Raw genomic sequence first — 26,165 nt, 5'->3', positions numbered from 1 at the left:
ATTTCATCAGGCATGAAAAAGGCGGCTGAAAATCGGTTATGATTCAAGGGCCTAATCCAGAATCAACCGCTACAGCCGCCATGACGAAATGTACCATGCCGACCGCCTCCTTTCCACGCTGTAAAGGCCGTCAGGTCACCGCCAGTTTCGACGGTGGCGAGATCACCTCCGATGGTGGTGCCCTGCTGCTTCGCCAACTGGATCGTGAAATGGGGCTGACCCGTACCATCGCGCGCCGCCTGGAGGATGCGCGGGCTGCGCGCCGTTGTCGGCATCAGGCCGAGACCATGCTCCGGCAGCGGGTCTTTGGCCTGGCGCTGGGCTACGAGGACCTCAACGACCACCACGCCCTGCGTCGCGACATCGCCTTGCAGACCGCGGTCGGTACCGACGACGTGCTGGCCAGTCAGGCGACGCTGTGTCGCTTCGAACAGCAGGCCAGTCGCCAGTGGGCGGTGGCAATCCAGGAGGAGATCGTCGAGCAGTTCATCCGCTCCTTCCGGCGACCGCCGAAGAAGCGGTTGATCCTCGACTTCGATGCCACCGACGATCCGGTGCATGGCGAGCAGCTCGGTCGGCACTTCTCCGGCTTCTACAACGGGTACTGCTTCCTGCCGCTCTACGTCTTCTGTGGCCAGCAGTTGCTGGTCAGCTACCTGCGCCCGGCCTATCGCGATGCGGCCCACCATGCCGGCGCCATCCTGGCCCTGCTGGTGCGGCGGCTGCGTCAGGCCTGGCCCGAGGTGAAGCTCGTCTTCCGCGGCGACAGTGGCTTCTGTCGACCACTGATCCTGGCCTGGTGTGAACGCCATGGTGTCGAGTACATCGTTGGCCTGGCGACCAACAGCCGCCTCGAGAAGCTGTCACTGGATATTCGCTAGAGTCGGCGATTCGCTGGGAGGCTGAGCGTACCAAGCAGCGTCACTTCGGGCGCATCGACTATGCGGCCCACAGCTGGAAGCGCCCGCGACGCAAGGTAGTGGTCAAGGCCGAGACCAGCTACCGCGGTTTCAACACCCGTTACGTGGTGACCAACCTGCACGGCAGTCCGCAGTGGCTTTATGACCACCGCTACTGCCCGCGCGGTGACATGGAGAACCGCATCAAGGAGCAGCAATGGCTGTTCGCCGACCGCACCAGCTGCCATGACTGGTGGCCCAACCAGTACCGACTGCTACTGGCCGGTCTGGCCTACCTGCTGCTGGAACGGCTGCGCCGGGTGTACCTGAAGCGCACCGCGTACGCCACGGCCCAGGTCACCACCCTGCGCCTGAAGTTGCTGAAGATCGGTGGCGTAGTGATCCGCAATACCCGGCGCGTCCGCCTGATGCTGAGCAGTCACTACCCCGATCAGGATCTCTTCCAGAAGCTCGCTCGCAAGCTGGTGCCGGGATGACCGGTGCGGTGCTGTCCCCGGCACGGAATAAACACTGGGGGAAAGGGGGCAGTGTGCTCAAACGGCGGGAAATCGATCAAAAACTGACCAACATGATGCGCTGTGGGGTGCGTTCGGCGAATCAACAACCAGAGAGCACCGACTGGCGGCGCTCATGAAATATCCAGGCTAACTCAGGCCGCAACAGGTGGGGTTCGTGGAGCGCTTACTATGAACCCGGCACCTTCGTGCCCATGCTGCGCATCGATGAAGCGCAGCACGATGGTGAGCCAGTGCGTCGCCTTAGCGCCTACGTCACCGACGCCCTGGGCACCCCGTTGCAGCTACTCGGCCCCAACGGCCAACCCCGCTGGCTCGCCGACCCCGACGACTGGGCCGCGGTCAAGAAGCAGCGCGCCGAGCGCAACGTCACCCAACCCATCCGCTTCCAGGGCCAGTGGCACGACGAGGAATCGGGCCTCTACTACAACCGCCACCGCTACTACGACCCGCAGCAGGGAAGGTATATCAGCCAGGACCCGATTGGCTTGAATGGTGGAACCAACCTGTATGGCTACGTCACCAACCCGACCGGGATGGTGGATCCGCTGGGGTTGTTTGACAATCATCAACGCCAAGGAAGTAGCGGTGGTTTCGGGGTAATGGGGATGATCGCCCCTCGTACCATGTCTGGTTTCGCAATTCATGAGAATGACCGCAACGCTCTTGATAAAATGGCGGATATGCAGGTACTAAATCGAGGAGCTGCTGCTGCCCCACCACTTGCGGCCCCTATTTTAGCGGGTGCTGCAATAAATGCTCCTGCTGCCGCTGTTGCCGGTTATTCCGCCTATCGCTCTCCAGTGGGCCAATGTATAAAAGAAGTTTCGCAAAACGTAGTCCTAGAAACCGTTCTAAGCATAGGTGACCCGCTACCAGACATGCCTGACGCTAAAGACCTGGCGGAACAAGACATGCGTAATCGCACAGCGCAAATGGAGCGAAATACTCGCCCACGCGCCAGAATACCAGACATACTTACGTGTAAGCGGTTAACACATGGAAGATATATATCATGATCCTGTTTTTTACTTAAAAACGCACTCGTGGAAGAGTGGAATGAGAGAGGTCGACGCATATGAAAAGGTAAGAACAAAGTCGCTAACTGGCGAGGCTGAACTTATCGTACTACTGAGCTGGTATACCGCCTTAGGGAAAGGGTGTGAAAGAAACATATCTCTTGCGGTGGAGCTTTTGGAGCACGATGCTGTAAAAAACAGCGCAGGAGCACTATGTGCAGCCGGCCTAGGTTTCTTAAGGGGTTACTATGGAATCCCAGATGAAGGCAGAGCTTTATCTTTTTTGACAAGGCAGAAGAATTCTGTGTCCGGAAAGCCAATTATCAAAAAGGAATGATGTTATTTAACCGCTACCTAGTTAGAAGAGATAACTTGAAAGACATAACAATGGCGAGAGCTTTTTTCGAAAAAGCAGCCAAAAGCGGACATGCCACCAGCTTAAGCATGCATGTTTTTTGTCGCACAAAACCCAAGACGATCAACACTTTGAGGTTTTTTTCAATCCTTGCGGCCTATCTTTTTTCAAGAAAAAATCTAGACGGGCCAGAGAGATGGTGGTGCTATCGCGACTTGGAAAGATACAGACCGGCAACAGTTGAACTTGCTGAGGGCTGCGGTCATGCGCTGGGGTATTTTTCTAGAGATAGTAGACGCTAAATCCTGAATTCAACGAACAAGTGCAACACGGACGTTGCCCCCATGCACCACCCGCCAAGGAAGGCACCTCGCTGTCTTCCCTGGCGGTAGCGTGGCCAGCCGCGACCCCGACCTCGGCCCCGGAGGCCACCCGCTGGCCCTTGATCGAAGAGCGGGACCGCAATGGCTATGCCACCACCTATACCTGGGAGGCCGACCTGCTGGTACGGGTCGAGGACAGCGCCGGGCGCCACTACCGCTTCGACTATGACGCGCTGCTGCCCGAAAGCGAGGCGGACCGCGGCCAGCGCCTGATGGGCGTCAAGCTGATCCGGGAGCACGACGGCAGCGCCCAGGACGAGTGGCTGGTGCGCTACTCCTATAGCCCCGCCGGCGACCTGATCGCCGTGCGCCACCGCCATGGCGAGGTGGTCCGCGAGTTCGAGTGGCAGGCGCATATGCTCGTCGCCCACCGCGTGCCCGGCGGCCTCGAGGCCCACTACCGCTGGGATCGCCACGCCCCCGACGGCCGGGTGATCGGCCAGCAGGAGGCCGGCGGCCTGGCGCGCGCCTACGCCTACCATCCCGATCACACCCGCGTCACCGATAGCCTCGGCCGCGAGGAGCGCTACCACTTCGTCGGCGCCGGCCCCGGTCAGCGCTGGACGGCGCATACCCGCGCCGACGGCTCACGCATCGAGTTCCGCTATGACCGCGCCGGACACCAGATCGCCACCCTCGACCCGCTGGGCCGCGAGACCGTGATGGAGCGGGATGACCAGGGCCAGGTGATCGCCCAGACCGCCCCGGACGGCAGCCGCTGGGCCATCGCGCGCGACGCTCTGGGGCAGCCCATCCGCGTCGAGGGGCCGGAGGCGCAATCCTGGCAGATCGAGCGCAACGAGCGCGGTCATCCTGTCGCGATCAGCGGCCCCGAGGGCACCACCACCCTGGCCTACGAGGATCCGCGCCTGCCCGACCGGCCCACCGCCGTCACCGATGCGCAGGGCGCCACCCGGCGCCTCGAATGGAACGCCCTGGGCCAGCTGGCGGCGGAGACCGACTGCTCCGAGCGGCGCACCACCTACGCCCATGACGCCCGCGGCCATCTGGCCAGCGTCACCAACGCCTTGGGTGAGACCACCCGCACCACCCATGACGTCATGGGGCGGCGCCAGTCCACCCAGCTGCCCGACGGCAGCCACTGGCACCACCACCACGACGCCCAGGGCCGCCCGGTGGAACAGGAGGGCCCCCAGGGCTACCGTCAGCAGCTCTTCTACGACGAGCACGGCCGCCCCGCCCAGCGGATCGATGCCGACGGCAGCCACACCACCCTGGCCTATGATGAGGCCGGGCGCCTCGGCGAGCTGACCCTGGGCAATGGCGCGGTCTACCGCTTCGCCTATGACGTGATGGGTCGACTCATCAGCGAGACCGGCCCCGACGGCCGCGAACAGCGCTACGCCTACGACGCCGCCGGTCAGCTGATCGAACGCACGGAAGTCAACCGCCCGGGCCCCGACGGCCGGCCGCTGGTCACCCGTTTTGATTACGACGCCAATGGCCGGCTGATCGCCCGTCATCTGCCCGAGACCGACGCCGCCCCGGCCACGACGGAGCGCTACCACTGGCGCGCCGATGGCCAGTTGGCCGGCGCCGAGAACGCCCATGGCGAGGTCACGTTCGTCTTCGATAAGGCGGGACGGCCAAGCGGCGAACGCCAGCGGCATCACGCCATACCAGCAGGCAGCCACAGCGCGAGCGACTGGCAGTGGCAACACCAGCACACCCTGACCGCCACCGGCGCGCCCCAGGCCAGCCGCTTCGGCGACCTGCCCGAGCTAAGCTGGCTCACCTATGGCAGTGGCCACCTGCATGGCCTGCTGGCCAGCGAGCTCGGCCTGGAGATCGCCCTGGAACCCGATGCCCTGCACCGCGAGACCCGGCGGCGTTTCCACCTCAGCGCGCCGGACGCCAATGGCAGTCCCCAACCGCTGATCCTCGAGCGCGGCTATACCGCCCTCGGCCAGATCGCCCACCTCAGCCTGGGCAGGCCCGGCCTTAGCGCCGAGCAACACTACCAGTACGACGCCCTGGGGCGGATGACCTTCCGCACCCAGCAGGGCCAAGGCCAGGCCAGCACCATCGCCTACCGCTACGACCCGGCCGGGCGGCTGATCGCCAGCCAGCACGGCGACCACGCCCACCGCTACCCGATGGACGCCGCCGGTAATCGCCTGGAGGCACAAGCGGGCAACCCACCCGCGCCCAACAGTAGCAACCGGCTCAGCCAACTCGACGGCACCCGCTACCGTCACGACGGTGCCGGCAACCTGATCGAGCGCGAGGCCCCCAACGGCGAGCGCCTGACCCTCGGCTACGACGGCGCCAACCGCCTGGTCACGCTCACCCACACCAGCACCTATGGCCATACCCGCGAGGCCCACTACCGCTACGACGCCCTGGGCCGGCGCATTGCCAAGACCGTGCGCCAGGCCAACGGCAGCGTGGCCACCCACCACTACGGCTGGGACGGCGACCGCCTGGTGCATGAGGAAACCGAGCATCAGCAAACTACCGTGGTCTACGAACCCGGCACCTTCGTGCCCATGCTAAGAATCGACCAAGCCGGCGATAGCGCAGCAAAGCGGATCGGCGCCTACATCACCGACGCCCTCGGCACCCCGCTGCGTCTGGTCACTCCCCAGGGCGAGCCCCTATGGCAGGCCCAGCCCGACGACTGGGCCGCCGTCACCGACGAGCAAGGCACCACCGCCCAGCCCATTCGTTTCCAGGGCCAGTGGCACGACGAGGAATCGGGCCTCTACTACAACCGCCACCGCTACTACGACCCGCAGCAGGGCCGCTACATTAGCCAAGACCCGATTGGTCTGAATGGCGGCACCAACCTGTACGGCTATGTGACCAACCCGACGGGCATGGTGGATCCGCTGGGGTTAAATCCAGTAACAGTACTTGTCAGAGGGGCACTAGCACTGGAGAAAGCAAGAGACACAGCATGGTGCATCACTTCAGATATCACTTTAAGAAGTGGCAGATCACAATTACCTCCCATTGTGGCACAGCAAATTGAAATGGCCGAAGAATCAAGAGCTAGCGGTATAGAGCAGTGTGGGCGTGAAAGAGATATCGGGAGATCTTGTCTGGTGCTCCTTCAGAGGGCGAATATCAGGCTTGCCTGGCTCAGGTGGAAAGAAGCCATCATGATAGAGTTCAGAGAATTGTTCAAGGGAACACCTCCCGGAACTCAGCTATCGACGACCAATTGGCAGAGATATCAAAAAGCTGCATTGAACCTTCCATTGGCGACCTGGAAGTCCCAAGCAGCCGCAGGTAAGCAGAACAAGCCAAGGTGAAAAAGGACATACATCATGACCATTAAAAACCTAGACTCCATATATAAGCCGATGACTCTGGGACTATTTGCCTTTCTCAGTCTGTTGGCGAATCCCCCCTTAGCTGCGGCTGATCCAAAAATATTCCAAGCAAACCTAGAAAGAACTGGATTATACAATAGCACTGGGCCAGAAGACACCCCAACGCTAGCTTGGAAGTTTTATGCAGGAGCACCTGTAGTGGGCACACCCTTAGTTTATGAAGGAGGGGTATACTTTGCCGACTTTGACGGTGGTGTCTATGCAGTCAACCAGAGTGATGGGGGACTGATTTGGGAGAAAGATTTAGAGGGGCGACCAAGCTTCCAGATTGCAATAAATGAAGACATGCTTTTAGTAGGCCGTCATCCATCCACGGAGGATCACCAAAGCTACTTGCTGGCAATAAACAGAGTAACCGGAGAGGATTTGTGGAAGTTTGAAAGCTCTGAAAAGTCAGCGTTAGACTCACCAATGATCCACGAAAACACAGTATTTATTACTTCATTGGACAATTACATACATGCTTTAAACCTGATATCTGGAGAAGAGATGTGGAGGCATCCTATCCAAGGAGGAAGCAGGCAGCCCTTGATGTCTGACGATATTCTCTATTTTCAAGACAACACTCAAAGGATTTATTCGCTGGCACCAGAGTCTGGAGAGCTTCTGTGGAGCTATGCCCCGCCTCAAGAGAGAGACCTCTTTCAGCACGCCGGCCATAGACGATTGCTGCATTTACGCCTTGTTTTCTGATGACAGTGAAGCCTCAATAACAACAATAAATAAACTTAATGGGAAAAAAGAAGGCAACTTCCAAATTGAGTTCTCAAGCATGTCCCCGATAAGCATAGCTGAGGACATAGTTTATTTTGGCGATTATGCGCTAGGAGATGGCAGCGAAGGAAGCATGAATGCCATCAACATTAAAACTGGCGAGTTTTTGTGGAGAATCAACACATCAGGGAGCATAAATTCGGCGGCATCCATAGCTGGGGATACATTGTACTTTGGCAGCCATGATCACTACATGTATGCAGTTGACCGCCATACTGGCGAAATAAAGTGGCGTTATGGAACTGGTGCAGGCATTGCCTCCACTCCGGCTGTCGTCGATGGGCGACTATATTTCGGTAGTATTGATGGCCATGTATATGTACTAGAGTAGCCTTCTTCAAGGCTAAACTCAGCCCATAGGCACAACACGGACGTTGTGCCCATGCACCACCCACCAGGGAAGGCACCTCGCTGTCTTCCCTGGCGGTAGCGTGGCCGAACGACGCCCCATCAACGCCTCGAGGAGATGATGCGTATGTCTTATCCCTCCACCTGCTCGCCGCCGCCCTGACCAACCACGCCGTGAGCTGCGGCGGCGTGGTGATCGGCTCCGCCAGCGGGGAGGGCAGCTGATGGCCGATGCCACCGGACTCCCCCGAGTTCGACAGTTAGAAGCGTAAGCTACTGATTAGCCTGGAAACACGCTTCCAAAATTGGCACTACAAGCGGGATGCGGCAGGTGCCGGCAGGCCAATCGCTTCGAAGAGGTCGCGTTGTTCAGGCTTCAGCTTGGTCAGGCCGCTCGCCGTCTCACGACGGTGAAGCAGGACCTGGTGGAACTGGATCTTGCGGGCCATTTCCAGTGCCCGCGTCGGCGACAGCGGATGATTGCTGGCCTTCAGCCGCAGCCTCAGCACCCGGTAAAGCACCAGTGCAAGGAAACAGATCAAGGCATGGACGCGGATGCGATCCGGCAACCGGTGGTAGACCGGCGCGATCTCGATGTCGCTCTTCAGCACCCGGAAACCGCGCTCGATATCGGCCAGTGCCCGGTAGCGCTCCACGATCTGCTCGGGCTCATGGTCGGCCATGTTGGTGACCAGCAGCAGCTTGCCATCCAGCATCCGGGCGCGATCGAGGGCTCGCTGATCGAGCACATAGTTGAACGTCTCGGCGGTCAGATCGACTTTGAGAATGTGGCCGAGATGGGCGTCAGTGACGGCCTTGTAGAATCTTGCCGTCACCCCGGCATCGGAGAGCTTTCTACCACGATAGCGGCGACCGGCATCCTGGTTGTCCAGCTTCTCGAACCACTGGCGAGCGTCGGCCTGGAGCGCCTCGATCTTCTGATCGCGCGCAGCCGTCTGCACCTTGGCCACTTCGGGCCGGTGCGCCACGATCAACCGATGATCCTGCCATGCTATCTCGCCGTAGGCTTCGCTATCGGCATCCTGGCAGTGCGTTTGATGGAACGCCTTCAACAGGTCATCGAATTCGCCGTAACGGCGACCCGGCACCGCCAGGATGAATTCGAGGGGCGCCCCTCAATCCTCACGGCGGACAGGGCTTCCAGGTTGTCGAGGGAGAGCAGCCCCCGGTCCGCCACCAGCACGACGCGCCGCACGTTGAAGCGCTTGGTTACGGTCTCGATGGTTGGCAGCAGCGTCTTCGGTTTCCGCCGCATTGCCATCGAAGACTTCATGGTGGATGGGCAGGCCTTCCGCCGTCTGCACGACGCCCAGCATGAACTGTCGGGCGATCCCGCCCTCCTTCGAAGGGCCGTAATGACGGACGTCACTGTCGAGCGAGGTCTTGCCCTCTGCCCGGATCGTGGTGAGGTCATAGAAGACGATCGACAGCTCTTGATCGATTAGCGGCTTGAGCTGTTGTGCCAGCACGTCATTGAGGGCTTCGCTGCAATCCGAGAGGGTGTCCATGGTGCGCAGCAGGTGCTGATGACGGATCGAGCCCGTGTCGACATCAGGCACCAAGACATCCTCCAACCAGCGGAGTACGCCGAGCTTGGATTCCGGGTCACAGAGGCGGTTGAACACCATGATCCGCAGCAGCCGCTCGGCATCGAACTGGCGCTTGCTGCGCAAGACACGCCGGAAGGCGTCATCCAGGCCAAGCTCTTTCCAGAGTGACGTCAGCAGCCAGGTATCGCCAACCGAACGCGCCGGCGCGAAGTCAGTCTCGCCGGTGCCTTCTTCGAGCGTCGGCTGGCCGGAGACGCGCAGCAGGCCATTGATCAGCGCGCTGGATTCCCCGGCGGTGACGGCCTCCAGGCGTCCCAGCGTGGCGATCACGCGTTGGCGCGGCTTGCCGGCCTCGTCACGGTAGGACTCGACAAGCTTCACGTAGCGGCGCGGACCGGATTTGGTGACTTTGCCGAACATGTCACCACGATAGTCCGGGCAAGCCACGGATGGCAAGCCACCATGAGAAAAACGTGTCACTACAAGGAATTCGGATAGAATTTGCTAAGCCACTGATTTTTCAGCGCGTGGACACCGATTTCAGGCCAAAATCGGGCTGAAAGTGTCGAACTCGGGAGTACCGTGTCACGGGAGCTCGTCTAGCAGCGGCTACGATGCCAGCCTGGCAGGCTATAGGGCGCGGTTGGCGCGTCACAGCCACGTCAGCAACCGAAGCTGCACCCCGGCAGCGAGCTGTTCGATTTTGTCGCCCATCTCCTGTGCCAATATTGGTCACCACCGAGATCGCCAAGATCCGGCTGGAGCAGACCGTCGGCTGCGGCGCTACTGTTCGTGGCCGCCATGGCCGGAGCCCTGGCGCTGGTGGCAATCTTCCCCGAGATCGCCCTGTGGCTGCCCAGGACCCTGGGCTACGACGTCCAGGAGCCTGTCGGACTTAACGCTGATCTGCTGCGAAATCCGTGTTCCTCGCGACGATCGGTCAAACCCGACAGGCTCCTAGCCTGTCGATCACTCGCACGCCTCCCCGGCATATTGCCTCCATCCCGGCCTGGCGGTTGATACCGCCAGGCCGGTACTCCTTCGGCCCGCTGCCCGCGGGTATCCCCGCGGCGGACAAGCGATGAAGGGGCGGCTGCTATGTCGCTCTCTCCTGTAGCGCCCGTCGCGCCATGGATGCCACTCGGCCGCGGGGGGGGGGCGTGATGCGGCAGTATGGCGAATACGTATTCAGCCTGTAATACTAAAGTATATGAACTGCAAAAACATGAGGTTACTATGAATCTTGGCTAAGTGCATTTCGATGATTTGCATACGTATGCTCTCGTGATCTACAACTGTGTCGTAACCCCGGCCGAGGTCGGCAGGGGATGAGGCCACCGGCCTGCTAGACGACAAAGACAATCGAGAGGAGTGCACCATGAGCCGCACCAACCGTTCCCTCTTCACCAAGACCACCCTGGCATCCGCGCTCTCGCTTGCCATGGTGACCGGCGCCCAGGCGGGCACCGAACGTACCATCGACGTCAGTCTGCCCCTGGGGCCCGACTCCCAGCAGGGCATCGGCATCCTCAAGTTTGGCGAGGAGCTGGAACGACTTTCCGAAGGGCGTCTGAGCATCGAGCCGCACTATGACAATGCGCTGGGGGCCGAGCGCGAGGTGGTCGAGGGCATGGGCTTCGGCATCGTTGATGCGGGCATCTCCTCGACCGGGCCCATGGGCGGTTTCGTTGACGAGTTCCTGCTCTTCGACCTGCCCTACATCTTCGAGAATCATGCCCACGCCTATGCCTTCCTCGACAGCGAGCACGGCGAGCACCTGGCGCAGCTGGCCGAAGAGCAGATGAACGTCAAGATCCTGGCGTGGATGGAGAACGGCTTTCGCCACAACACCAATTCGGTGCGTCCGCTCCATCATCCCGAAGACCTGGACGGCATCAATCATCGCACCCAGGAGAGCCGGGTCCAGGTCGATACCTGGGAGGCGCTGGGGGCCAATGCCACGCCGATGGCCTGGACCGAGGTCTTCACGGCGCTGCAGCAGGGGGTCATGGACAGCCAGGAGAATCCCTTGGCGACGATCTATGACGTCAATTTCTATGAGGTGCAGGACTATCTCAACATCACCCAGCACGTCTATTCGCCGGCGCCGCTGATGATGGGCCTGGATCTGTTCAACTCCTTCAGCGAGGCGGATCAGGCGATCATCCTCGAGGCGGCCCAGATTGCCCTGCCGGTGCAGCGCGAGGCCAGCCAGGAGCTGGAGCAGCGCTACCTGGTACAGCTCGAGGAGCTGGGCATGACGGTCACCCATCCCGACCTCGAACCCTTCAGCGAGGCGGTACGCCCGGTGATCGAGGAGTGGGCCCCACCGTCGGCGAGGAGCTCGTCGAGGCTGCCATTAACTTCGACTACTGATCAGGTCTCCCCGAAGGTGGCGTCTGCCGCCTTCGGGGGCTGCTCGTATCTGCGACGAGAGGCAGTCATGAAAAAATTGCTGCTGCTAACCCATGACGGCATCGGGCTGTTCAACCGGATGATCGGCTGGTCACTCGCCGCTCTGCTGCTGGTCATGACCGTACTGATTTTCTGGCAGGTCTTCGCCCGCTTCGTGGTGGGGAGTCCGCTCTATTTCTCGGATGAAATTGCCCGGTTCGCCATGATCTGGCTGACCTTTATCGGGGCAGGCTATGCCTACCGAAAGGGACTGCTGATTTCGGTGGATATCGTGCTCGAGTTTGCCGGGCCAAGGATCTCCCGTCTGTTGCGTATTCTGATCATCCTCGCCTCGGCGCTCTTCGCCTTCATCCTGGTCAAGTATGGCTTCGAACTGGTGGGACGTGTCGCCAACCAGACGGCTCCGAGCACCCGGATCTCGATGATGTGGCCCTATATGGCCGTGCCCATGGGGGGCTCGTCATCCTGGTCAACTCCGTGGCGTTGCTGATCGATGAAATCCTCGGCATCGAGAAGAAGGAGTCCTGATCATGGCGCTGCTGCTGTTCCTATTGCTGATCGCCCTCTTCATCATCGGGGTGCCAATCGCCTTCTCGCTGGGGCTGGCCTCTGCCATCACCGTCTGGCAGGGCGACCTGATGCCCATGCTGATCGTGGCGCAACAGTTCATTGCCTCGGTCAATTCGTTTCCGCTGATGGCGATACCGTTCTTCATTCTGGCCGGCTATATCATGCAGAGTGGGGGATATCGCGTCGCCTGGTCGATTTCTCCAATACCCTGGTGGGCAGCATGACCGGCGGCCTGGCCATGGTAGCCATCGTGACCTCGCTGTTCTTCGCGGCCATCTCAGGCTCCGGGGCGGCTACCACGGCGGCCATCGGCTCCATTCTGATTCCGGCGATGATCGCCAAGGGCTACTCGGCCAGCTATGCGTCGGTCAACCAGGCGGCATCCGGGGCGCTGGGCGTGATCATTCCGCCGAGCATTCCGCTGATTCTCTACGCTATCGCCGCCAATGTCTCGGTGGGCGACATGTTCGTGGCGGGCGTACTGCCGGGGATAATGATTACCCTTAGCCTGCTCCTCTTCGCCTACTGCTATGCGTGCTACTACGGTCATGGCGGCGGGGAGAAGAGCTCCCTATCCGAGGTCTTTGCGGCGGGGAAGAAGGCGATCCTGGCGATCTTCATGCCGGTGATCATCCTGGGCGGCATCTATGGCGGTATCTTTACCCCCACCGAGGCGGCGGTAATCGCAGTGGCCTACTCCTTCCTCGTCGGTTTCGTCATCTACCGGGAGATCAAGCTCAAGGACATCGTCGGCATCCTCCAGGAGGCGGCGGTTACCACCGCCGTGGTGCTGAGCATCATCGGGGCCGCAGGGCTTTACGGCCGAATCCTGCAGCGGCTGCGCGTGCCCTCGACGATCTCCGATTTCGTGGTCGGCACCATCGATAGCCCGCTGCTGTTCATCATCTTGGCCAACGTTCTGCTGCTGATGGCGGGCATGTTCATCGAGGCCGCCGCCGCCATCCTGATCTTCGTGCCGATCCTGCTGCCCATTGCCGTGAGTTTCGGCTTCGATCCGGTGCACTTCGGGATCATCATGGTCGTCAATCTGGCCATGGGCATGTTCACACCACCGGTCGGGCTCAATCTGTTCGTCGCGTCCCAGATTTCCAAGGTGGGCGTGGCCAGGCTCTCCTACGCGGTCCTGCCGTTCGTGGCCATCGTGCTGGTCAATATCCTGATCATCAGCGTGGTTCCCTTCCTCTCCACCTGGCTGCCGTCATTGCGCTAGGCGCGAGTATCGGACATCCACTGCAAGGAGTTTCACTATGCGAGTCATTGAAAGCCTGGTGCCGCGCCGCGGCCTCAAGGTCCTGGTCACCGCGGGTGCCAACGGCATCGGCCTGGCCATCGCCACGGCCTTCCATGAGGCGGGAGCGCAGGTGCATGTCTGCGACATCGATGCCGAGGCGGCGGACAGCCTGCCCAGGGCGTGGGCTTCACTCGCGCCGATATCGGCGACGAGGCTCAGGTGGCCAGGCTCTTCTCGGAGGCCGCCGGGCTTGGCGGTCTCGATGTGGTGGTCAACAACGCCGGCGTCGCCGGTCCCACGGCGAGTATCGATGAGATCGACTCCGAGGCCTGGCGCCAGACCATCGACATCAACCTCAACGGCCAGTACTACGTCGCCAAGCATGCGGCCGCGGCCCTGCGCGAGAGCGAGGGGCTGCTGATCAACATGGCCTCGGTGGCCGGTCGGCTGGGGTTTGCCTTTCGCACGCCTTATGCCGCCAGCAAGTGGGGCGTGGTCGGCCTGACCAAGAGTCTGGCCTGTGAGCTGGGACCCTCCGGGGTGAGGGTCAATGCGATTCTGCCCGGCATCGTCCGCGGGCCGCGGATCGAGAAGGTCATCGAGGAGCGCGCGGCCAAGCGCGGAATCAGCTACGCCGCCATGGAGCAGGAGAACCTGGCCAAGATCTCCATGCGCAAGATGGTGGAGCCTACCGATATCGCGGCCATGGCGCTGTTCCTGGCGGCCCCGGGTGGCGCCAACATCTCCGGCCAGGCGCTCAGTGTGTGCGCCAACGTGGAGTCCCTGTGATGCATCCGAGCGACGACATGACCGCCATGCAAGTCCCGGTCGGGGTGATGGGGGCCGGCTTGATCGGCCGCGCCTGGGCCATCGTCTTCGCCAGGGCGGGCGTATCCGTCCGGCTCCATGATGTCGATGAGCAGGCCCTGGAGGCGGCCCGAGAGGCCTTGGAGCACTCGCTGCAAGACCTGGCAGCCCATGGGCTGATCGACGCGCCCCAGGACGTGTTGGCAAGAATTCGCTTCGAGCCCGACCTGGCCCGGGCCATGGCCGACGTCGGCTATGTGCAGGAGTGCGGTCCCGAGAATCTCGCGGCCAAGCGGCAGATCTATGCGCAGCTGGAGGCGGCGGTCGCACCGACCACCATCCTGGCGAGCTCCACCTCCGGCATTGCTGCCTCACGCTTTACCGATCATCTGCAGCACCCGGAGCGCTGCCTGGTCGCCCACCCCGTCAATCCTCCCTACCTGATTCCCCTGGTCGAAGTCGTGCCCACCCCGGCCACCGCCGAGGCCGTGGTGGAACGCACCCTGAGGCTCATGGAGGTGGTGGATCAGGCGCCGATCCTGGTACGCCGGGAGGTGCAGGGCTTCGTTCTCAATCGGCTTCAGGGGGCGCTGCTCAACGAGGCGCTACGGCTGTTTCGCGATGGCTATGTCTCGGCCGCCGATCTCGACAAGACCGTCAAGCACGGGCTGGGGCTGCGCTGGTCCTTCATGGGCCCCTTCGAAACCATCGATCTCAACGCCCCCCAGGGGGTGGTGGACTACGGGGAACGCTACGGCCCCCTCTATCGGGACGTCGATGACCAGCGCGGCGACGACGATCCCTGGGACCCCGAAACGCTCGGCGCGCTCGATGCCGAGCGGCGCCGGGCACTTCCCGGCGAGAAGCTCGCCGAACGCCAGGCCTGGCGCGACCGGCGCCTGATGGCGCTGATCGCCCATCGGCGGGCCACCCGTAACGCCTGAACGACTCCCTATTTCACGAGGTATTCCCATGGCAACGCAACGCAACGTCATCATCACCTGCGCCGTGACCGGTGCCATTCACACGCCCTCGATGTCGCCGCACCTGCCGGTGACGCCCGAAGAGATCGCCGAGGCGGCCATCGCCGCCGCCGAGGCCGGTGCCTCCATCCTGCACCTGCATGCCCGCGACCCCAAGACCGGCAGGCCGACCCAGGATCCCGCGGTCTTCGAGAAGTTTCTGCCGCGCATCAAGGAGGCGACCAATGCGGTGGTCAACCTGACCACCGGCGGCAGCCCCCACATGACGGTGGAAGAGCGCATGCGCCCGGCCATCGAGTTCAAGCCGGAGCTCGCCTCCATGAACATGGGGTCGATGAACTTCGGGCTCTTTCCCATGCTCGATCGCTTCACGACGTTCCAGCACGACTGGGAGCGGGCGCATCTGAAAAACAGCCGCGACCTGGTGTTCAAGAACACCTTCGCCGATATCGAGAAGACCATGACGCTGGGGGCGCAGAACGGCACCCGCTTCGAGTGCGAGTGCTACGACATCGGTCACCTCTACAGCCTGCGCAACCTGATGGATCGGGGCATCATCGGGGGCGTGTCTTCGTGCAGAGCGTGTTCGGCATTCTCGGCGGTATCGGCCCCCATCCCGAAGATGTACTGCATATGCGGCGCACCGCCGACCGACTGTTCGGCGACGACTATGCCTGGTCCGTGCTGGGGGCCGGCAGCAGCCAGATGCGCCTCGCCGCCCAGTCGGCCGCGATGGGGGGACATGTGCGGGTCGGGCTTGAGGACTCCCTGTGGCTGGGGCCGGGACGGCTCGCCGAGAGCAATGCCAGCCAGGTGAGCAAGGTGCGTGAGATCCTCGACGGGCTGTCGTTCGGCGTGGCCACGCCCGACGAGGCGCGGGATATGCTGCAGCTCAAGGGGGCCGACAAGGTCGGCTTCTAACAGCCTGTCGGCCATCATCTGTGCAAATAGTGGAGGACGCCATATGCCGTGCTATCGACTGGAGGGCCACGCCCCCGATATCGATGCGAGCGCCCTGGTGCTCAACGAGGCCGTGCTGATCGGCCGTGTCCAGCTGGGGCGGGAGGTCAGCGTGTGGCCGGGCGCCGTCCTGCGGGGCGACAATGAGCCGATCACGGTCGGCGAGGGCAGCAACCTGCAGGATGGCTGCGTGATTCACACGGATCCTGGCTATCCGGTCAGCGTGGGCCGCCAGACGACCGTCGGTCACCTGGCCATGCTGCACGGTTGCCGAATCGGTGACGGAGTGCTGGTGGGCATGCAGGCAACCGTGCTCAACGGTGCCGACATCGGTGATCATTGCATCATCGGTGCCGGCGCGCTGATTACCGCCAACAAACGCTTTCCCCCGCGCTCGCTGATCGTGGGCTCTCCGGCCAAGGTGGTCAGGGAGTTGACCGACGAGGAAGTGCAGGGCGTACTGGACAACAGTCGTACCTACGTGGCGAAGATCGCCACCTACCAATCCTTGGAGCCTGTGTGAACCTCAGGCCGCAGAGTGGAGCTTTCGGCAGGCTCTTGGCATCCCCCAAGGGGACACTGAGCTGCCTGCCGTCCCGTGCTAGATGAAAAGGAAATCGATCACATCCCGTGATGTCGCCAAGCTTGCCGGCGTGTCGCAGTCGGCGGTGAGTCGCTGCTTCTCGCCCCATGCCAAGGTCTCGGAGCGCACCCGCGAGAAGGTGATGGCGGCCGCGCGTGAGCTGGGCTATCGGCCCAATACGATCGCGCGTTCGCTGATCACCCGATCCAGCCGGACCATCGCCGTGGTGACCTATAGCCTCGAGAATCCGTTCTACTCCTTCGTCTTGGAGAGGGCGTCCCGTTTCTTCCAGCAGCAGGGCTACCACCTGCTGCTGTTCTTCGCGCCGGCGAATGGCGACGTCAATGCGGTACTCGATGAGATCATTCAGAGCCAGGTGGAAGGGGTGCTGATGCTGGCCATCACCCTCGACGCCGAGCAGGCCAGCGTGGTGGCCGACTTCGGCATCCCCGTGGTGATCATCAACCGCACCGTCAACTACGCCGGCATCAGCCAGGTGGGCAGTGACAACTTTGCCGGCGGCTACTGGGCCGGCAGCTACCTGGCCTCCCTTGGCCATCGGCGCATGGCTTACCTGGCGGGGCTGCCGGACTCCTCCACCAATCGTCAGCGCCATGACGGCTTCGTGGACGGGCTGGCAGCCCAGGGCCTGGGGTGTCAGGCGGTCGAAGTCGGCAACTATCGCTACGAGGACGCCTGTCATGCCACGCGACGCCTGTTTGCCGCTCCGTCGCCGCCGGATGCCCTCTTTGCGGCCAACGACCTGATGGCCATCGCGGCGATGGAGACCCTGCGCCATGAGCTGGGGCTGTCGGTGCCGGAGGATGTGGCCGTGATCGGTTTCGACGATATGCCTATGGCCGCCTGGCCGAGCCACTCGCTGACCACCCTGAAGCAGCCCGTGGATCTGATGATCATGAAGGCAACGGAGCTGCTGCTCGATCAGATCAACGAGACCGAGAGCGCGCCACAGCAGCTGACCCTGCCGGTGACGCCGATGCTGCGCAACAGCACCCGGCGTCCCGGACGGGGAGGGAAAAAGGTCAAGCCTCAAACTAGCAGACTGGAAGACGGATGGGAGGTTGCCATGAAGGTCATTCTGGCCCCCGACAGCTACAAGGACGCGCTCCCGGCGCGTGAGGCGGCCCGCGCGATGGCCGAGGGGGTCCGTCGGGGGGATCCGCATAGCCGCCTCGACGAGTGCCCCATGGGGGACGGCGGCGAGGGCACCCTGGATGCCCTGCTGGCCGCCACCGGGGCGGAGCGTCGGGAGCAGGACGTGCACGACGCCCTGGGGCGGCCCTGCCGGGCCGCGTGGGGCTGGCAGCCGGCGAGGCGTACCGCCTACATCGAGCTGGCCGAGGCCAGCGGCCTGCAGGGGCTGGCATCGGCCGAACGCACCGCGCTACACAGCACGACCCAGGGGGTCGGCGAGCTGATCCGCGCGGCGCTGGACCACGGCGCGCAGCGCCTGCTGCTGATGCTCGGGGGCAGCGCCACGAACGATGCCGGTGCCGGCATGCTGGCGGCCCTGGGCGCACGCCTGCTGGACGCCGAGGGACAGCCGCTGCCCCCGGGCGGCGCAGCGTTGTCGCGGCTGGCGCGCCTTGAACTCGATGGCCTCGATCCCCGGCTGGCCGCGCTGGCCGTCGAGACCGCGGTGGACGTCGACAACCCGCTGCTGGGCCCTCACGGCGCCAGTTCGGTATTCGGCCCCCAGAAGGGCGCCACGTCCGATGAGGTGGCCACGCTGGATGCGGCACTGGCCCGGTTCGCCGACTGCACGGCGACGGCGCTTGGCGAAGACCATCGTGAACGGCCCGGTGCGGGGGCTGCCGGCGGTATGGGGTTTGCGGCGCGCGCCTTTCTCGGCGCCGAGCTGCGTCCCGGTATCGAGCTGGTGATGGATCAAGTGGGCTTCGATACCCGCCTGGCGGATGCCGATCTGGTGATCACCGGGGAAGGGCAGCTCGATGGCCAGAGCCTGGCCGGCAAGACGCCGATCGGGATCGCCCGACGGGCCTGCGCACACGGCGTGCCGGTGGTGGTGTTGGCAGGCCGCCTGGGGGAGGGGTGGCAGGCGGCTTACCGCGAAGGCGTCACGGCGGCTTTTGCCCTGGCCGACGGTCCAATGACGCTGGAGCAGGCCCTCGACGGCTGCGCCGACCAACTGCTGGCGCGGGCCGAGAGTGTCTCACGGCTCTTCGTGGCTGGCCGCCGCGCATGAGGCGAGGGCGGTATGGCCTCAGCGGCCATTCAGCGTTGCCAAGGTGCGCTCATGCAGTTTGGTGCTTTCGGCATCGAAGAGTACGAAGCGTACCCGCTCGACGCTGGGGCACTCGGGTAGCGTTCTGACTACCGTGGAGAGCGCCACGCGTGCGGCTTCCGCCGCCGGATAGCCGAAGGCACCGGAGGAGATGGCCGGAAACGCCACCGAGGCGATGCCGTGCTCCTCGGCCAGCTGCAGGGCGCGACGATAGCAGTCGGCCAAGAGCTCGTCGGAGGGCTCATCGCTGCCGTAGATCGGACCCAGGCAGTGAATCACATAGCGGTTGGGCAGTGCGAAGGCCTCGGTGATCACCGCCTGGCCGGGCTTGATGGGCGCCAGCGGACGGCAGGCCCGGTCGAGCTCGGGGCCGGCGGCGCGGTGCAGCGCCCCGGCTACGCCGCCGCCCGGTCGCAGTTCGGCGTTGGCGGCGTTGACCACCACCTCCATGTCGCTCTGGCGGGTAATATCGCCCTGTTGGCATTCGATACGCGAGAAGGCGTCCATCGTTGTCTCCTTGGCGAGTCGCTGCGAGAGAGGCTTGCCCTTCTGACCGGTATGTGGTCATGAGTTCCCTTCGGGTGAGCCCCCATGGTATTGGCTTGGTAGTTATAAGATAATGCTTTTATCGTATTTATCCGCTTGCTGAACGAGGAGCCTCCCATGCGGCTGCCGGCCCGTTTCGCCCCGCTGCTGTTTTCCATTCTCATGTCTATCTACATGGTCTTCCTGATGACCTTCGTCATCACCTGGGTCAACACCGGCCTGGGAGACGGCTTTCTCGGCCGCTGGTGGCGTGCCTTCTATATCGCCTGGCCGGTGGCCTTCGCGCTGATCCTGGTCGGGGCGCCGCGCCTGCAGCGCCTGGTGGGGCGGCTGGTGCGCAAGGCGTGAATCGGGGACGATCAATATGTTGCGCCTGATGGAACTTTGCGTGACATTCGTTGCAAATCGCCGCAAAAGCTTGCAACTTTGCCCTTGAGTCGGTACCAATGGCCACCCCCGAAGAGACCACGGCATAGCGGTCGCCATCCTGGCGGCTCGGTCGCGGTCACCGGCCCGATCCCGGTGACTCGGACATGCCGTGCCAGACCAGAGGAGGTGGCATGAACCAGCGCGTGAACATCGATCTCGGCGATCCGCTGGCCGAGGCCTTCGAGGCCCGTCAGTTCAAGGTCTACACCCATCGCCAGCTCGACAAGATCGAGGCGATCCAGACTCTGCCTGACGACCTGCGCTTCGACATGCGGGTGGTGAGCCAGGTGCTGCCGTTTCGCGTCAACGAGTACGTCATCGACGAGCTGATCGACTGGGACAATATTCCCGCCGACCCCGTCTTCCAGCTCACCTTCCCTCAGCGTGGCATGCTGCGTCCCGAGCACTTCGACGAGGTGGCCGAGCTGATGCGCCAAGAGGCCTCCGCGGCCGAGATGAAGCCGGTCATTGAGCGCATCCGCTCCGAGCTCAACCCGCATCCGGCGGGGCAGATGGACCTCAACCTGCCGCTGCTCGACGGGGAGCCGCTGCCCGGCATGCAGCACAAGTATCGCGAGACGGTGCTGTTCTTCCCGAGCCAGGGCCAGGTGTGCCACAGCTACTGCACCTTCTGCTTCCGCTGGGCGCAGTTCGTCGGCGACAAGGACCTCAAGTTCGCCTCCAGCGAAGCGGATTCCCTGCACCGCTATCTGGCCGAGCATACCGAGGTCACCGACCTGCTGATGACCGGCGGCGACCCCATGGTGATGAAGGCCAAGCACCTGCGCCAGTATCTGGAGGGGCTGATGGCGCCGGAGCTGGACCATGTCCAGGATATCCGCATCGGCACCAAGAGCCTGACCTTCTGGCCCTATCGCTTCGTCACCGACCCGGACGCCGAGGATATCCTCGAGCTGTTCCGCGAGCTGACGGCAGCCGGCAAGCACGTCGCCTTCATGGCGCACTTCAACCACTGGAAGGAGATGGACACCCCCATCTGCCGGGAGGCGATCCGTCGCATCCGCGCCACCGGGGCCGAGATCCGCACCCAGGCGCCGCTCCTGAAGCACATCAACGACGACGCCGACCAGTGGGCGAAGATGTGGACCACCCAGGTACGCCTGGGGATGATCCCCTACTACATGTTCGTGGAGCGCGACACCGGCGCTCGCCACTACTTCGAGGTGCCGCTGGTCCGCGCGTGGGAGATCTATCGCGAGGCGATCAAGGCGGTACCGGGCCTGGCACGTACCGCCCGCGGGCCGTCGATGTCCGCCGACCCCGGCAAGGTGGAGATCCAGGGGGTGACGGAGATCAAGGGCGAGAAGGTCTTCGTGCTGCGTTTCATCCAGGGTCGCGACAACGACTGGGTGCAGCGGCCCTTCTTCGCCAAGTACGACGAGGAGGCGACCTGGCTCAACCATCTGGAGCCGGCGCTGGGGGAGAGCGAGTTCTTCTTCGAACCCGAATTCGCCGCCATGAAGGACGAGAAGCAGGCGCTGATCATGAAGGCGTCCTAGTCATAGGCTGACCCCGCATGGGGTATGCCGTTTCCGCTAGGAGCCTGTCGGGTTTGACCGATCGTCGCGAGGAACATGGGTTTCGTGGCAGATCAGCGTTAAGTCCGACAGGCTCCCTGTCCGGTTTTCCGGGCAGGGAGCCTTGCCGTTGTGGGGCCGCGTATCACCGGGATTTCGGACTGCCGGGGTCAAGGAGGCGGCAAAATTAACGCACACTAAACGTTCTTCGTGACTAAAATTAGGCTGTTGAAAAAGAGCTCATCAAGCAGGCGTATTTTTCGCTAAAGTAGGGGGAGCGGTAAGGACCGCCGGCAGACCGGCTGATCCGGCTGCCAACCAGACCCAGCTGTCGGAAACGTCAGCTTGCTCACAATATCAAGAGGTGTGTTCATGAAACGCCATGCATTCTCGGCTGCTGCTTTCTCCGGCGCCCTGCTCGGCGCCGCGCTGTTCTCGGCCCCGGCCGTGGCACAGGATCGCTTCATCACCATTGGTACCGGTGGTCAGACCGGTGTCTACTTCGTCGTCGGCCAGTCCGTTTGCCGCATGGTCAACCGTGGCAGCGACGAGCACAACATCCGCTGTAACGCGCCGTCCACCGGTGGCTCCGTGGCCAACGTCAACGGCATGAAGTCCGGCGAGCTCGACATGGGCGTGGTGCAGTCCGACGTCCAGTTCCGCGCCTACCACGGCGAGGCCAACTTCGAATCCGACGGGCCCTGGGAAGACATGCGTGCGGTCTTCACCATGCATGGTGAGCCGCTGACCGTGGTGGCGCGTGCCGACTCCGGGATCGAGCACTTCAGCGACTTTCCCGGCAAGCGCGTCAACATCGGCAACCCCGGCTCCGGCCAGCGCAACACCATGAACGTGGTGATGGATGCCATGGGTTGGGACATGGACACCTTCTCGCTGGCCTCCCAGTTGGATGCCGCCGAGCAGGCCGCGGCCCTCTCCGATAACAACATCGACGCCATGGTCTACGTGGTCGGCCACCCCAACGGTTCCATCCAGGAAGCCACCACCACCATCGATGCCCGGCTCATTCCGGTGACCGGTGACGAGATCGATGGACTGATCGAAGAGTATCCCTACTACACCCGTTCGGTGATTCCCGGGGGGCTCTACCGCGGTAATGATCAGGACACCGAGACCTTCGGCGTGGCGGCCACTTTCGTCAGCTCCACGGCGGTGGATGAAGACATCATCTACGAAACCGTGAAGGCGGTGTTCGAGAATTTCGACCGCTTCAAGCGCCTGCATCCGGCCTTCGAGAACCTCAACGAGGAGGACATGATCTCCGATGGCCTGACGGCGCCGCTGCATGACGGTGCGGCACGCTACTACCGCGAGCGTGGCTGGATCGAGTAATCGACAGGCCGAGGGTCCCAACCCTCCGGTGAAGGATGCGCGGACACCACTGGGGTCCGCGCATCTGTTTCAAGGCTGGCTGGAGAAAGGAAGACACACCGTGATGAGGGTTCATCAGCAGGGAACTGCACGTCAATCCACACTGGGCAGGGCGACGTATGACTGACGAGAAGACACCCCCCGAGGGTCCCATGTCGACCTTGAGGACATGGTCGCCTCCAGCGATTCTGGCGCACGCAAGCCGCTGGGGGCACCGGGCAAGCTGCTGGTGGGTATCGCCGCCGCCTGGTCGCTGTTCCAGCTCTGGATCGCCTCGCCTTTGCCCTACATGCTGCGTTTCGGGGTCTTCAACGCCACCGAGGCGCGCTCGATCCATCTGGCCTTCGCCATGTTCCTGGCCTTCATGGCCTATCCGGCGCTAAAGCGCTCGCCCCGCGACCGCATCCCCCTCCAGGACTGGGTGCTGGCGCTGGTGGGGGCCTTCTGCGCCGCCTATATCTTTATCTTTTACGCCGAGCTCTCCGAGCGCCCCGGGGCGCCGATCACCCAGGACGTCATCGTCGGCGTGGTGGGGATCCTGGTGCTGCTCGAGGCGACGCGGCGGGCGCTGGGGCCGCCGCTGATGATCGTGGCCTCGATCTTTATCGTTTATTCGCTGTTCGGGCCCCACATGCCGGGTCTATTGGCCCACCGTGGGGTCAGCCTCAACGGCATGATCAACCACCAGTGGCTGACTACCCAGGGGGTGTTCGGCATCGCGCTGGGGGTCTCGACCAGCTTCGTCTTCCTGTTCGTGCTATTCGGGGCGCTGCTCGACAAGGCCGGCGCCGGCAACTACTTCATCAAGGTGGCGTTCTCGCTGCTCGGCCATTACAAGGGCGGTCCGGCCAAGGCGGCGGTGGTGGCCTCCGGCATGACCGGCCTGATCTCGGGCTCCTCGATCGCCAATACCGTGACCACCGGCACCTTCACCATTCCGATGATGAAGCGGGTCGGCTTCCCGGCGGAGAAGGCGGGTGCGGTTGAGGTGTCATCCTCGGTAAATGGCCAGATCATGCCGCCGGTGATGGGGGCCGCGGCCTTCCTGATGGTGGAGTACGTGGGCATTCCCTACGTGGAGGTGATCAAGCACGCCTTCCTGCCGGCGCTGATCTCCTATATCGCGCTGATCTATATCGTCCATCTCGAGGCGCTCAAGGCCAACATGGCGGGCCTGCCGTCGAGCAATCCGGCGCGGCCCTTCCTCAACAAGGTGATCGGTTTTCTGACCGGTCTGCTGCTGCTGATGGCGCTCTCCTTCGCGGTCTACTATGGCCTCGGCTGGCTCAAGCCGGTGCTGGGCGGAGCCACTCCCTGGGTGGTGGCCGTGGGGCTGACGGTCATCTATGTGGGGTTGCTCAAGGTGGGGCCAACTACCCGGAGCTGGAGCTCGACGATCCCAACTCCCCGGTGGTCACCCTGCCACAGACCCGACCCACGGTGATGGTGGGGCTGCACGATATTCTGCCGGTGATCGTGCTGGTGTGGTGTCTGATGGTGGAGCGCCTCTCGCCGGGGCTCTCGGCCTTCTGGGCGACGGTGTTCATGATCTTCATCATGATCACCCAGCGGCCGATCACCGCTCTGTTCCGTGGTCGCAGCCGGCTGGTGCCCGATATCGTGGAAGGCTTCATCGACCTCTGGGACGGCCTGGTGGCCGGTGCCCGCAACATGATCGGCATCGGTATTGCCACCGCTACCGCCGGCATCGTGGTGGGGGCGGTCTCCCAGACAGGCGTTGGCCTGGTGCTGGCCGACGTGGTGGAGATTCTCTCCATGGGCAACCTGATGCTGATCCTGCTGCTCACCGCGGTGCTCAGCCTGATCCTGGGCATGGGCCTGCCGACCACCGCCAACTACATCGTGGTTTCGGCCCTTATGGCGCCGGTGATCGTGATGCTGGGCCAGCAGAACGGCCTGATCGTGCCGCTGATCGCCGTGCACCTGTTCGTGTTCTACTTCGGCATCATGGCCGATGTGACCCCACCGGTGGGCCTGGCGTCGTTTGCCGCCGCGGCCGTGTCCGGGGGCGATCCGCTGCGCACCGGTTTTCAGGCCTTCTATTACAGCCTGCGCACCGCGGCGCTGCCGTTTCTGTTCATCTTCAACACCGACCTGCTGCTGATCGATGTGGGACTCTTGCAGGGGATCGTGATATTCATCATCGCCACTATCGCGATGCTGATCTTCGCCGCCGGTACCCAGGGGTTCATGGTGGTGCGCAACCGCTGGTACGAATCGATCCTGCTGCTGCTGGTGGCCTTCACCCTGTTCCGTCCCGGCTACTGGATGGACATGATCCACGACCCCTACCAGTCGGTGCCGCCGAGCGAGTTCGCCCAGGCGCTGGGCGAAGTGGAGGATGGCAGCAACCTGCGGGTGCAGATCGCCGGTGAAGACGCCTTCGGCGATCCCATGACCACCTATATCCTGGTGCCGGTGCCGCGGGGGATACGCCCGAAGAGCGCATGGAGCGCCTCGGCATGGAGCTCTGGGTCGACGGCGACCAGACTCTGGTGGACTTCGTCGAATTCGGCGGCCTGGCCCAGGATCTCGGCTTCGATTTCGACCAGGAGATCCTCGAGGTGATGGCGCCGGTGGATCGTTGGGCCAAGGAGTGGATGTGGATACCGGGCTTCCTGGTATTCGGCCTGGTGGTGCTGCTGCAGCGTCGTCGACGCAACCTTCAGTCGCCCAGCGAGGCGGCTGCCTGAAGAGGTGATCAGCCATGTATAGCAAGATACTGCTGCCGGTGGACCTCAACGAGGAGAGCTCCTGGCAGAAAGCCCTGCCCACCGCGGTGACCCTGTGCCGCACCTTCGGCGCCTCGCTGCACGTGGTGACGGTGTTGCCGGACTACCGCATGCCGCTGGTGGGCTCCTACTTTCCCAAGGACTTCGCCAGCAAGGCGCATGAGGCGGTCACCGAGGCGCAGCACAAGTTCATCGAGGAACACGTGCCGGAGGATATTCAGGTCCAGACAGTGATCGTCGACGGCTCCCCCTGGGAGGCAATCATCAAGGCGGCCAAGAAGCTCGAGGTCGACCTGATCGTGATGGCCTCCCACAACAAGCGCAAGTTCGCCGACTATGTGCTCGGCCCCAATGCCGAGCACGTCGTCCACCATTCGAAGATATCGGTGATGATCGTGCGCTAGCTTGACCCACTCTCGCGAGAGGA

General features: G+C 62.9%; 15 protein-coding genes and 8 pseudogenes. 21 read left to right on the top strand and 2 right to left on the bottom strand.

Annotation, left to right across the window (positions count from 1 at the left end):
- Positions 1-80: 80 nt before the first annotated feature.
- From ACSJDS_RS18905 to ACSJDS_RS18880, 6 genes and pseudogenes are all read left to right on the top strand, one after another.
- Positions 81-1,396 (top strand): annotated as a pseudogene (locus ACSJDS_RS18905) (IS1380 family transposase).
- A gap of 233 nt (positions 1,397-1,629) precedes the next feature.
- The gene (locus ACSJDS_RS18900; RefSeq protein ID WP_473034582.1) at positions 1,630-2,454 is read left to right on the top strand and encodes an RHS repeat-associated core domain-containing protein; all 825 of its coding nucleotides are present in this window, start codon (positions 1,630-1,632) and stop codon (positions 2,452-2,454) included.
- 40 nt (positions 2,455-2,494) lie between these two features.
- Entirely contained in the window at positions 2,495-2,791 is a 297-nt protein-coding gene (locus ACSJDS_RS18895) for a hypothetical protein (protein ID WP_473034580.1), read from the top strand.
- 340 nt (positions 2,792-3,131) lie between these two features.
- Complete coding sequence (locus ACSJDS_RS18890) at positions 3,132-6,470, top strand: RHS repeat-associated core domain-containing protein (protein ID WP_473034578.1); 3,339 nt, start codon at positions 3,132-3,134, stop codon at positions 6,468-6,470.
- A 15-nt stretch (positions 6,471-6,485) separates the two neighbouring features.
- Complete coding sequence (locus tag ACSJDS_RS18885; protein ID WP_473034577.1) at positions 6,486-7,244, top strand: outer membrane protein assembly factor BamB family protein; 759 nt, start codon at positions 6,486-6,488, stop codon at positions 7,242-7,244.
- A complete protein-coding gene (locus ACSJDS_RS18880; RefSeq protein ID WP_473034576.1) occupies positions 7,234-7,656 on the top strand; it encodes an outer membrane protein assembly factor BamB family protein in 423 nt (140 codons plus the stop codon). The genes ACSJDS_RS18885 and ACSJDS_RS18880 overlap by 11 nt, the downstream gene beginning before the upstream one ends.
- 328 nt (positions 7,657-7,984) lie before the next feature.
- Here the strand turns inward: ACSJDS_RS18880 and ACSJDS_RS18875 are convergent.
- A pseudogene (locus ACSJDS_RS18875) lies at positions 7,985-9,664 on the bottom strand (IS1634 family transposase).
- Positions 9,665-9,969: 305 nt separating this feature from the next.
- Here ACSJDS_RS18875 and ACSJDS_RS18870 point away from each other — a divergent pair.
- From ACSJDS_RS18870 to ACSJDS_RS18825, 10 genes and pseudogenes are all read left to right on the top strand, one after another.
- Positions 9,970-10,123, top strand: a pseudogene (locus tag ACSJDS_RS18870) (TRAP transporter large permease); the annotation flags it as partial.
- A 499-nt stretch (positions 10,124-10,622) separates the two neighbouring features.
- Positions 10,623-12,149, top strand: coding sequence for a DctP family TRAP transporter solute-binding subunit (locus ACSJDS_RS18865; RefSeq protein ID WP_473034575.1), 1,527 nt, complete (start codon positions 10,623-10,625; stop codon positions 12,147-12,149).
- Positions 12,150-12,189: 40 nt separating this feature from the next.
- A pseudogene (locus ACSJDS_RS18860) lies at positions 12,190-13,460 on the top strand (TRAP transporter large permease).
- 37 nt (positions 13,461-13,497) lie between these two features.
- Positions 13,498-13,599, top strand: a pseudogene (locus tag ACSJDS_RS18855) (3-oxoacyl-[acyl-carrier-protein] reductase); the annotation flags it as partial.
- 62 nt (positions 13,600-13,661) lie between these two features.
- Positions 13,662-14,270, top strand: coding sequence for an SDR family oxidoreductase (locus ACSJDS_RS18850; protein WP_473034574.1), 609 nt, complete (start codon positions 13,662-13,664; stop codon positions 14,268-14,270).
- The gene (locus ACSJDS_RS18845; protein WP_473034573.1) at positions 14,270-15,232 is read left to right on the top strand and encodes a 3-hydroxyacyl-CoA dehydrogenase; all 963 of its coding nucleotides are present in this window, start codon (positions 14,270-14,272) and stop codon (positions 15,230-15,232) included. Before ACSJDS_RS18850 ends, ACSJDS_RS18845 begins: the two co-directional genes overlap by 1 nt.
- A gap of 28 nt (positions 15,233-15,260) precedes the next feature.
- Positions 15,261-16,192, top strand: a pseudogene (gene kce, locus ACSJDS_RS18840) (3,5-dioxohexanoate:acetyl-CoA acetone transferase).
- A 43-nt stretch (positions 16,193-16,235) separates the two neighbouring features.
- The gene (locus ACSJDS_RS18835; RefSeq protein ID WP_473034572.1) at positions 16,236-16,754 is read left to right on the top strand and encodes a gamma carbonic anhydrase family protein; all 519 of its coding nucleotides are present in this window, start codon (positions 16,236-16,238) and stop codon (positions 16,752-16,754) included.
- An 82-nt stretch (positions 16,755-16,836) separates the two neighbouring features.
- A pseudogene (locus tag ACSJDS_RS18830) lies at positions 16,837-17,817 on the top strand (LacI family DNA-binding transcriptional regulator); the annotation flags it as partial.
- Between the two features lie 84 nt (positions 17,818-17,901).
- Positions 17,902-19,041, top strand: a complete 1,140-nt coding sequence (locus tag ACSJDS_RS18825) for a glycerate kinase (RefSeq protein WP_473035076.1) — start codon at positions 17,902-17,904, stop codon at positions 19,039-19,041.
- Positions 19,042-19,059: 18 nt separating this feature from the next.
- Here the strand turns inward: ACSJDS_RS18825 and ACSJDS_RS18820 are convergent, their stop codons facing one another.
- A complete protein-coding gene (locus ACSJDS_RS18820) occupies positions 19,060-19,587 on the bottom strand; it encodes a macro domain-containing protein (protein WP_473034571.1) in 528 nt (175 codons plus the stop codon).
- Positions 19,588-19,743: 156 nt separating this feature from the next.
- Between ACSJDS_RS18820 and ACSJDS_RS18815 the strand changes: the two genes are divergently transcribed.
- The 5 genes and pseudogenes from ACSJDS_RS18815 (at position 19,744) to ACSJDS_RS18795 (ending at position 26,142) form a co-directional block, all read left to right on the top strand.
- Positions 19,744-19,974 carry a DUF2798 domain-containing protein gene (locus ACSJDS_RS18815; RefSeq protein ID WP_473034570.1) on the top strand — a complete coding sequence of 77 codons (231 nt, stop codon included), beginning with the start codon at positions 19,744-19,746 and terminating at the stop codon, positions 19,972-19,974.
- Between the two features lie 212 nt (positions 19,975-20,186).
- Positions 20,187-21,575 (top strand): KamA family radical SAM protein, encoded by a 1,389-nt coding sequence (locus ACSJDS_RS18810; protein ID WP_473034569.1) that lies wholly within the window; start codon positions 20,187-20,189, stop codon positions 21,573-21,575.
- Between the two features lie 390 nt (positions 21,576-21,965).
- The gene (locus tag ACSJDS_RS18805; RefSeq protein ID WP_473034568.1) at positions 21,966-22,946 is read left to right on the top strand and encodes a TAXI family TRAP transporter solute-binding subunit; all 981 of its coding nucleotides are present in this window, start codon (positions 21,966-21,968) and stop codon (positions 22,944-22,946) included.
- A 158-nt stretch (positions 22,947-23,104) separates the two neighbouring features.
- A pseudogene (locus ACSJDS_RS18800) lies at positions 23,105-25,699 on the top strand (TRAP transporter permease).
- A 14-nt stretch (positions 25,700-25,713) separates the two neighbouring features.
- Positions 25,714-26,142, top strand: a complete 429-nt coding sequence (locus ACSJDS_RS18795) for a universal stress protein (RefSeq protein ID WP_473034567.1) — start codon at positions 25,714-25,716, stop codon at positions 26,140-26,142.
- Positions 26,143-26,165: the final 23 nt, after the last annotated feature.

It is taken from the genome of Halomonas sp. SL18_1, from assembly GCF_055755715.1.
Note: the sequence above shows the minus strand (reverse complement) of the source record. Positions and strands in the feature narration are given on the sequence as shown.

What these genes read in the sequence shown, in the direction of transcription:
- ACSJDS_RS18900 (WP_473034582.1), top strand. Translation starts at nt 1,630, where the DNA reads ATGCTGCGCATCGATGAAGCGCAGCACGATGGTGAGCCAGTGCGTCGC.
- ACSJDS_RS18895 (WP_473034580.1), top strand. Translation starts at nt 2,495, where the DNA reads ATGAGAGAGGTCGACGCATATGAAAAGGTAAGAACAAAGTCGCTAACT.
- ACSJDS_RS18885 (WP_473034577.1), top strand. Translation starts at nt 6,486, where the DNA reads ATGACCATTAAAAACCTAGACTCCATATATAAGCCGATGACTCTGGGA.
- ACSJDS_RS18865 (WP_473034575.1), top strand. Translation starts at nt 10,623, where the DNA reads ATGAGCCGCACCAACCGTTCCCTCTTCACCAAGACCACCCTGGCATCC.
- ACSJDS_RS18845 (WP_473034573.1), top strand. Translation starts at nt 14,270, where the DNA reads ATGCATCCGAGCGACGACATGACCGCCATGCAAGTCCCGGTCGGGGTG.
- ACSJDS_RS18835 (WP_473034572.1), top strand. Translation starts at nt 16,236, where the DNA reads ATGCCGTGCTATCGACTGGAGGGCCACGCCCCCGATATCGATGCGAGC.
- ACSJDS_RS18825 (WP_473035076.1), top strand. Translation starts at nt 17,902, where the DNA reads ATGAAGGTCATTCTGGCCCCCGACAGCTACAAGGACGCGCTCCCGGCG.
- ACSJDS_RS18820 (WP_473034571.1), bottom strand. Translation starts at nt 19,587, where the DNA reads ATGGACGCCTTCTCGCGTATCGAATGCCAACAGGGCGATATTACCCGC.
- ACSJDS_RS18815 (WP_473034570.1), top strand. Translation starts at nt 19,744, where the DNA reads ATGCGGCTGCCGGCCCGTTTCGCCCCGCTGCTGTTTTCCATTCTCATG.
- ACSJDS_RS18810 (WP_473034569.1), top strand. Translation starts at nt 20,187, where the DNA reads ATGAACCAGCGCGTGAACATCGATCTCGGCGATCCGCTGGCCGAGGCC.
- ACSJDS_RS18805 (WP_473034568.1), top strand. Translation starts at nt 21,966, where the DNA reads ATGAAACGCCATGCATTCTCGGCTGCTGCTTTCTCCGGCGCCCTGCTC.
- ACSJDS_RS18795 (WP_473034567.1), top strand. Translation starts at nt 25,714, where the DNA reads ATGTATAGCAAGATACTGCTGCCGGTGGACCTCAACGAGGAGAGCTCC.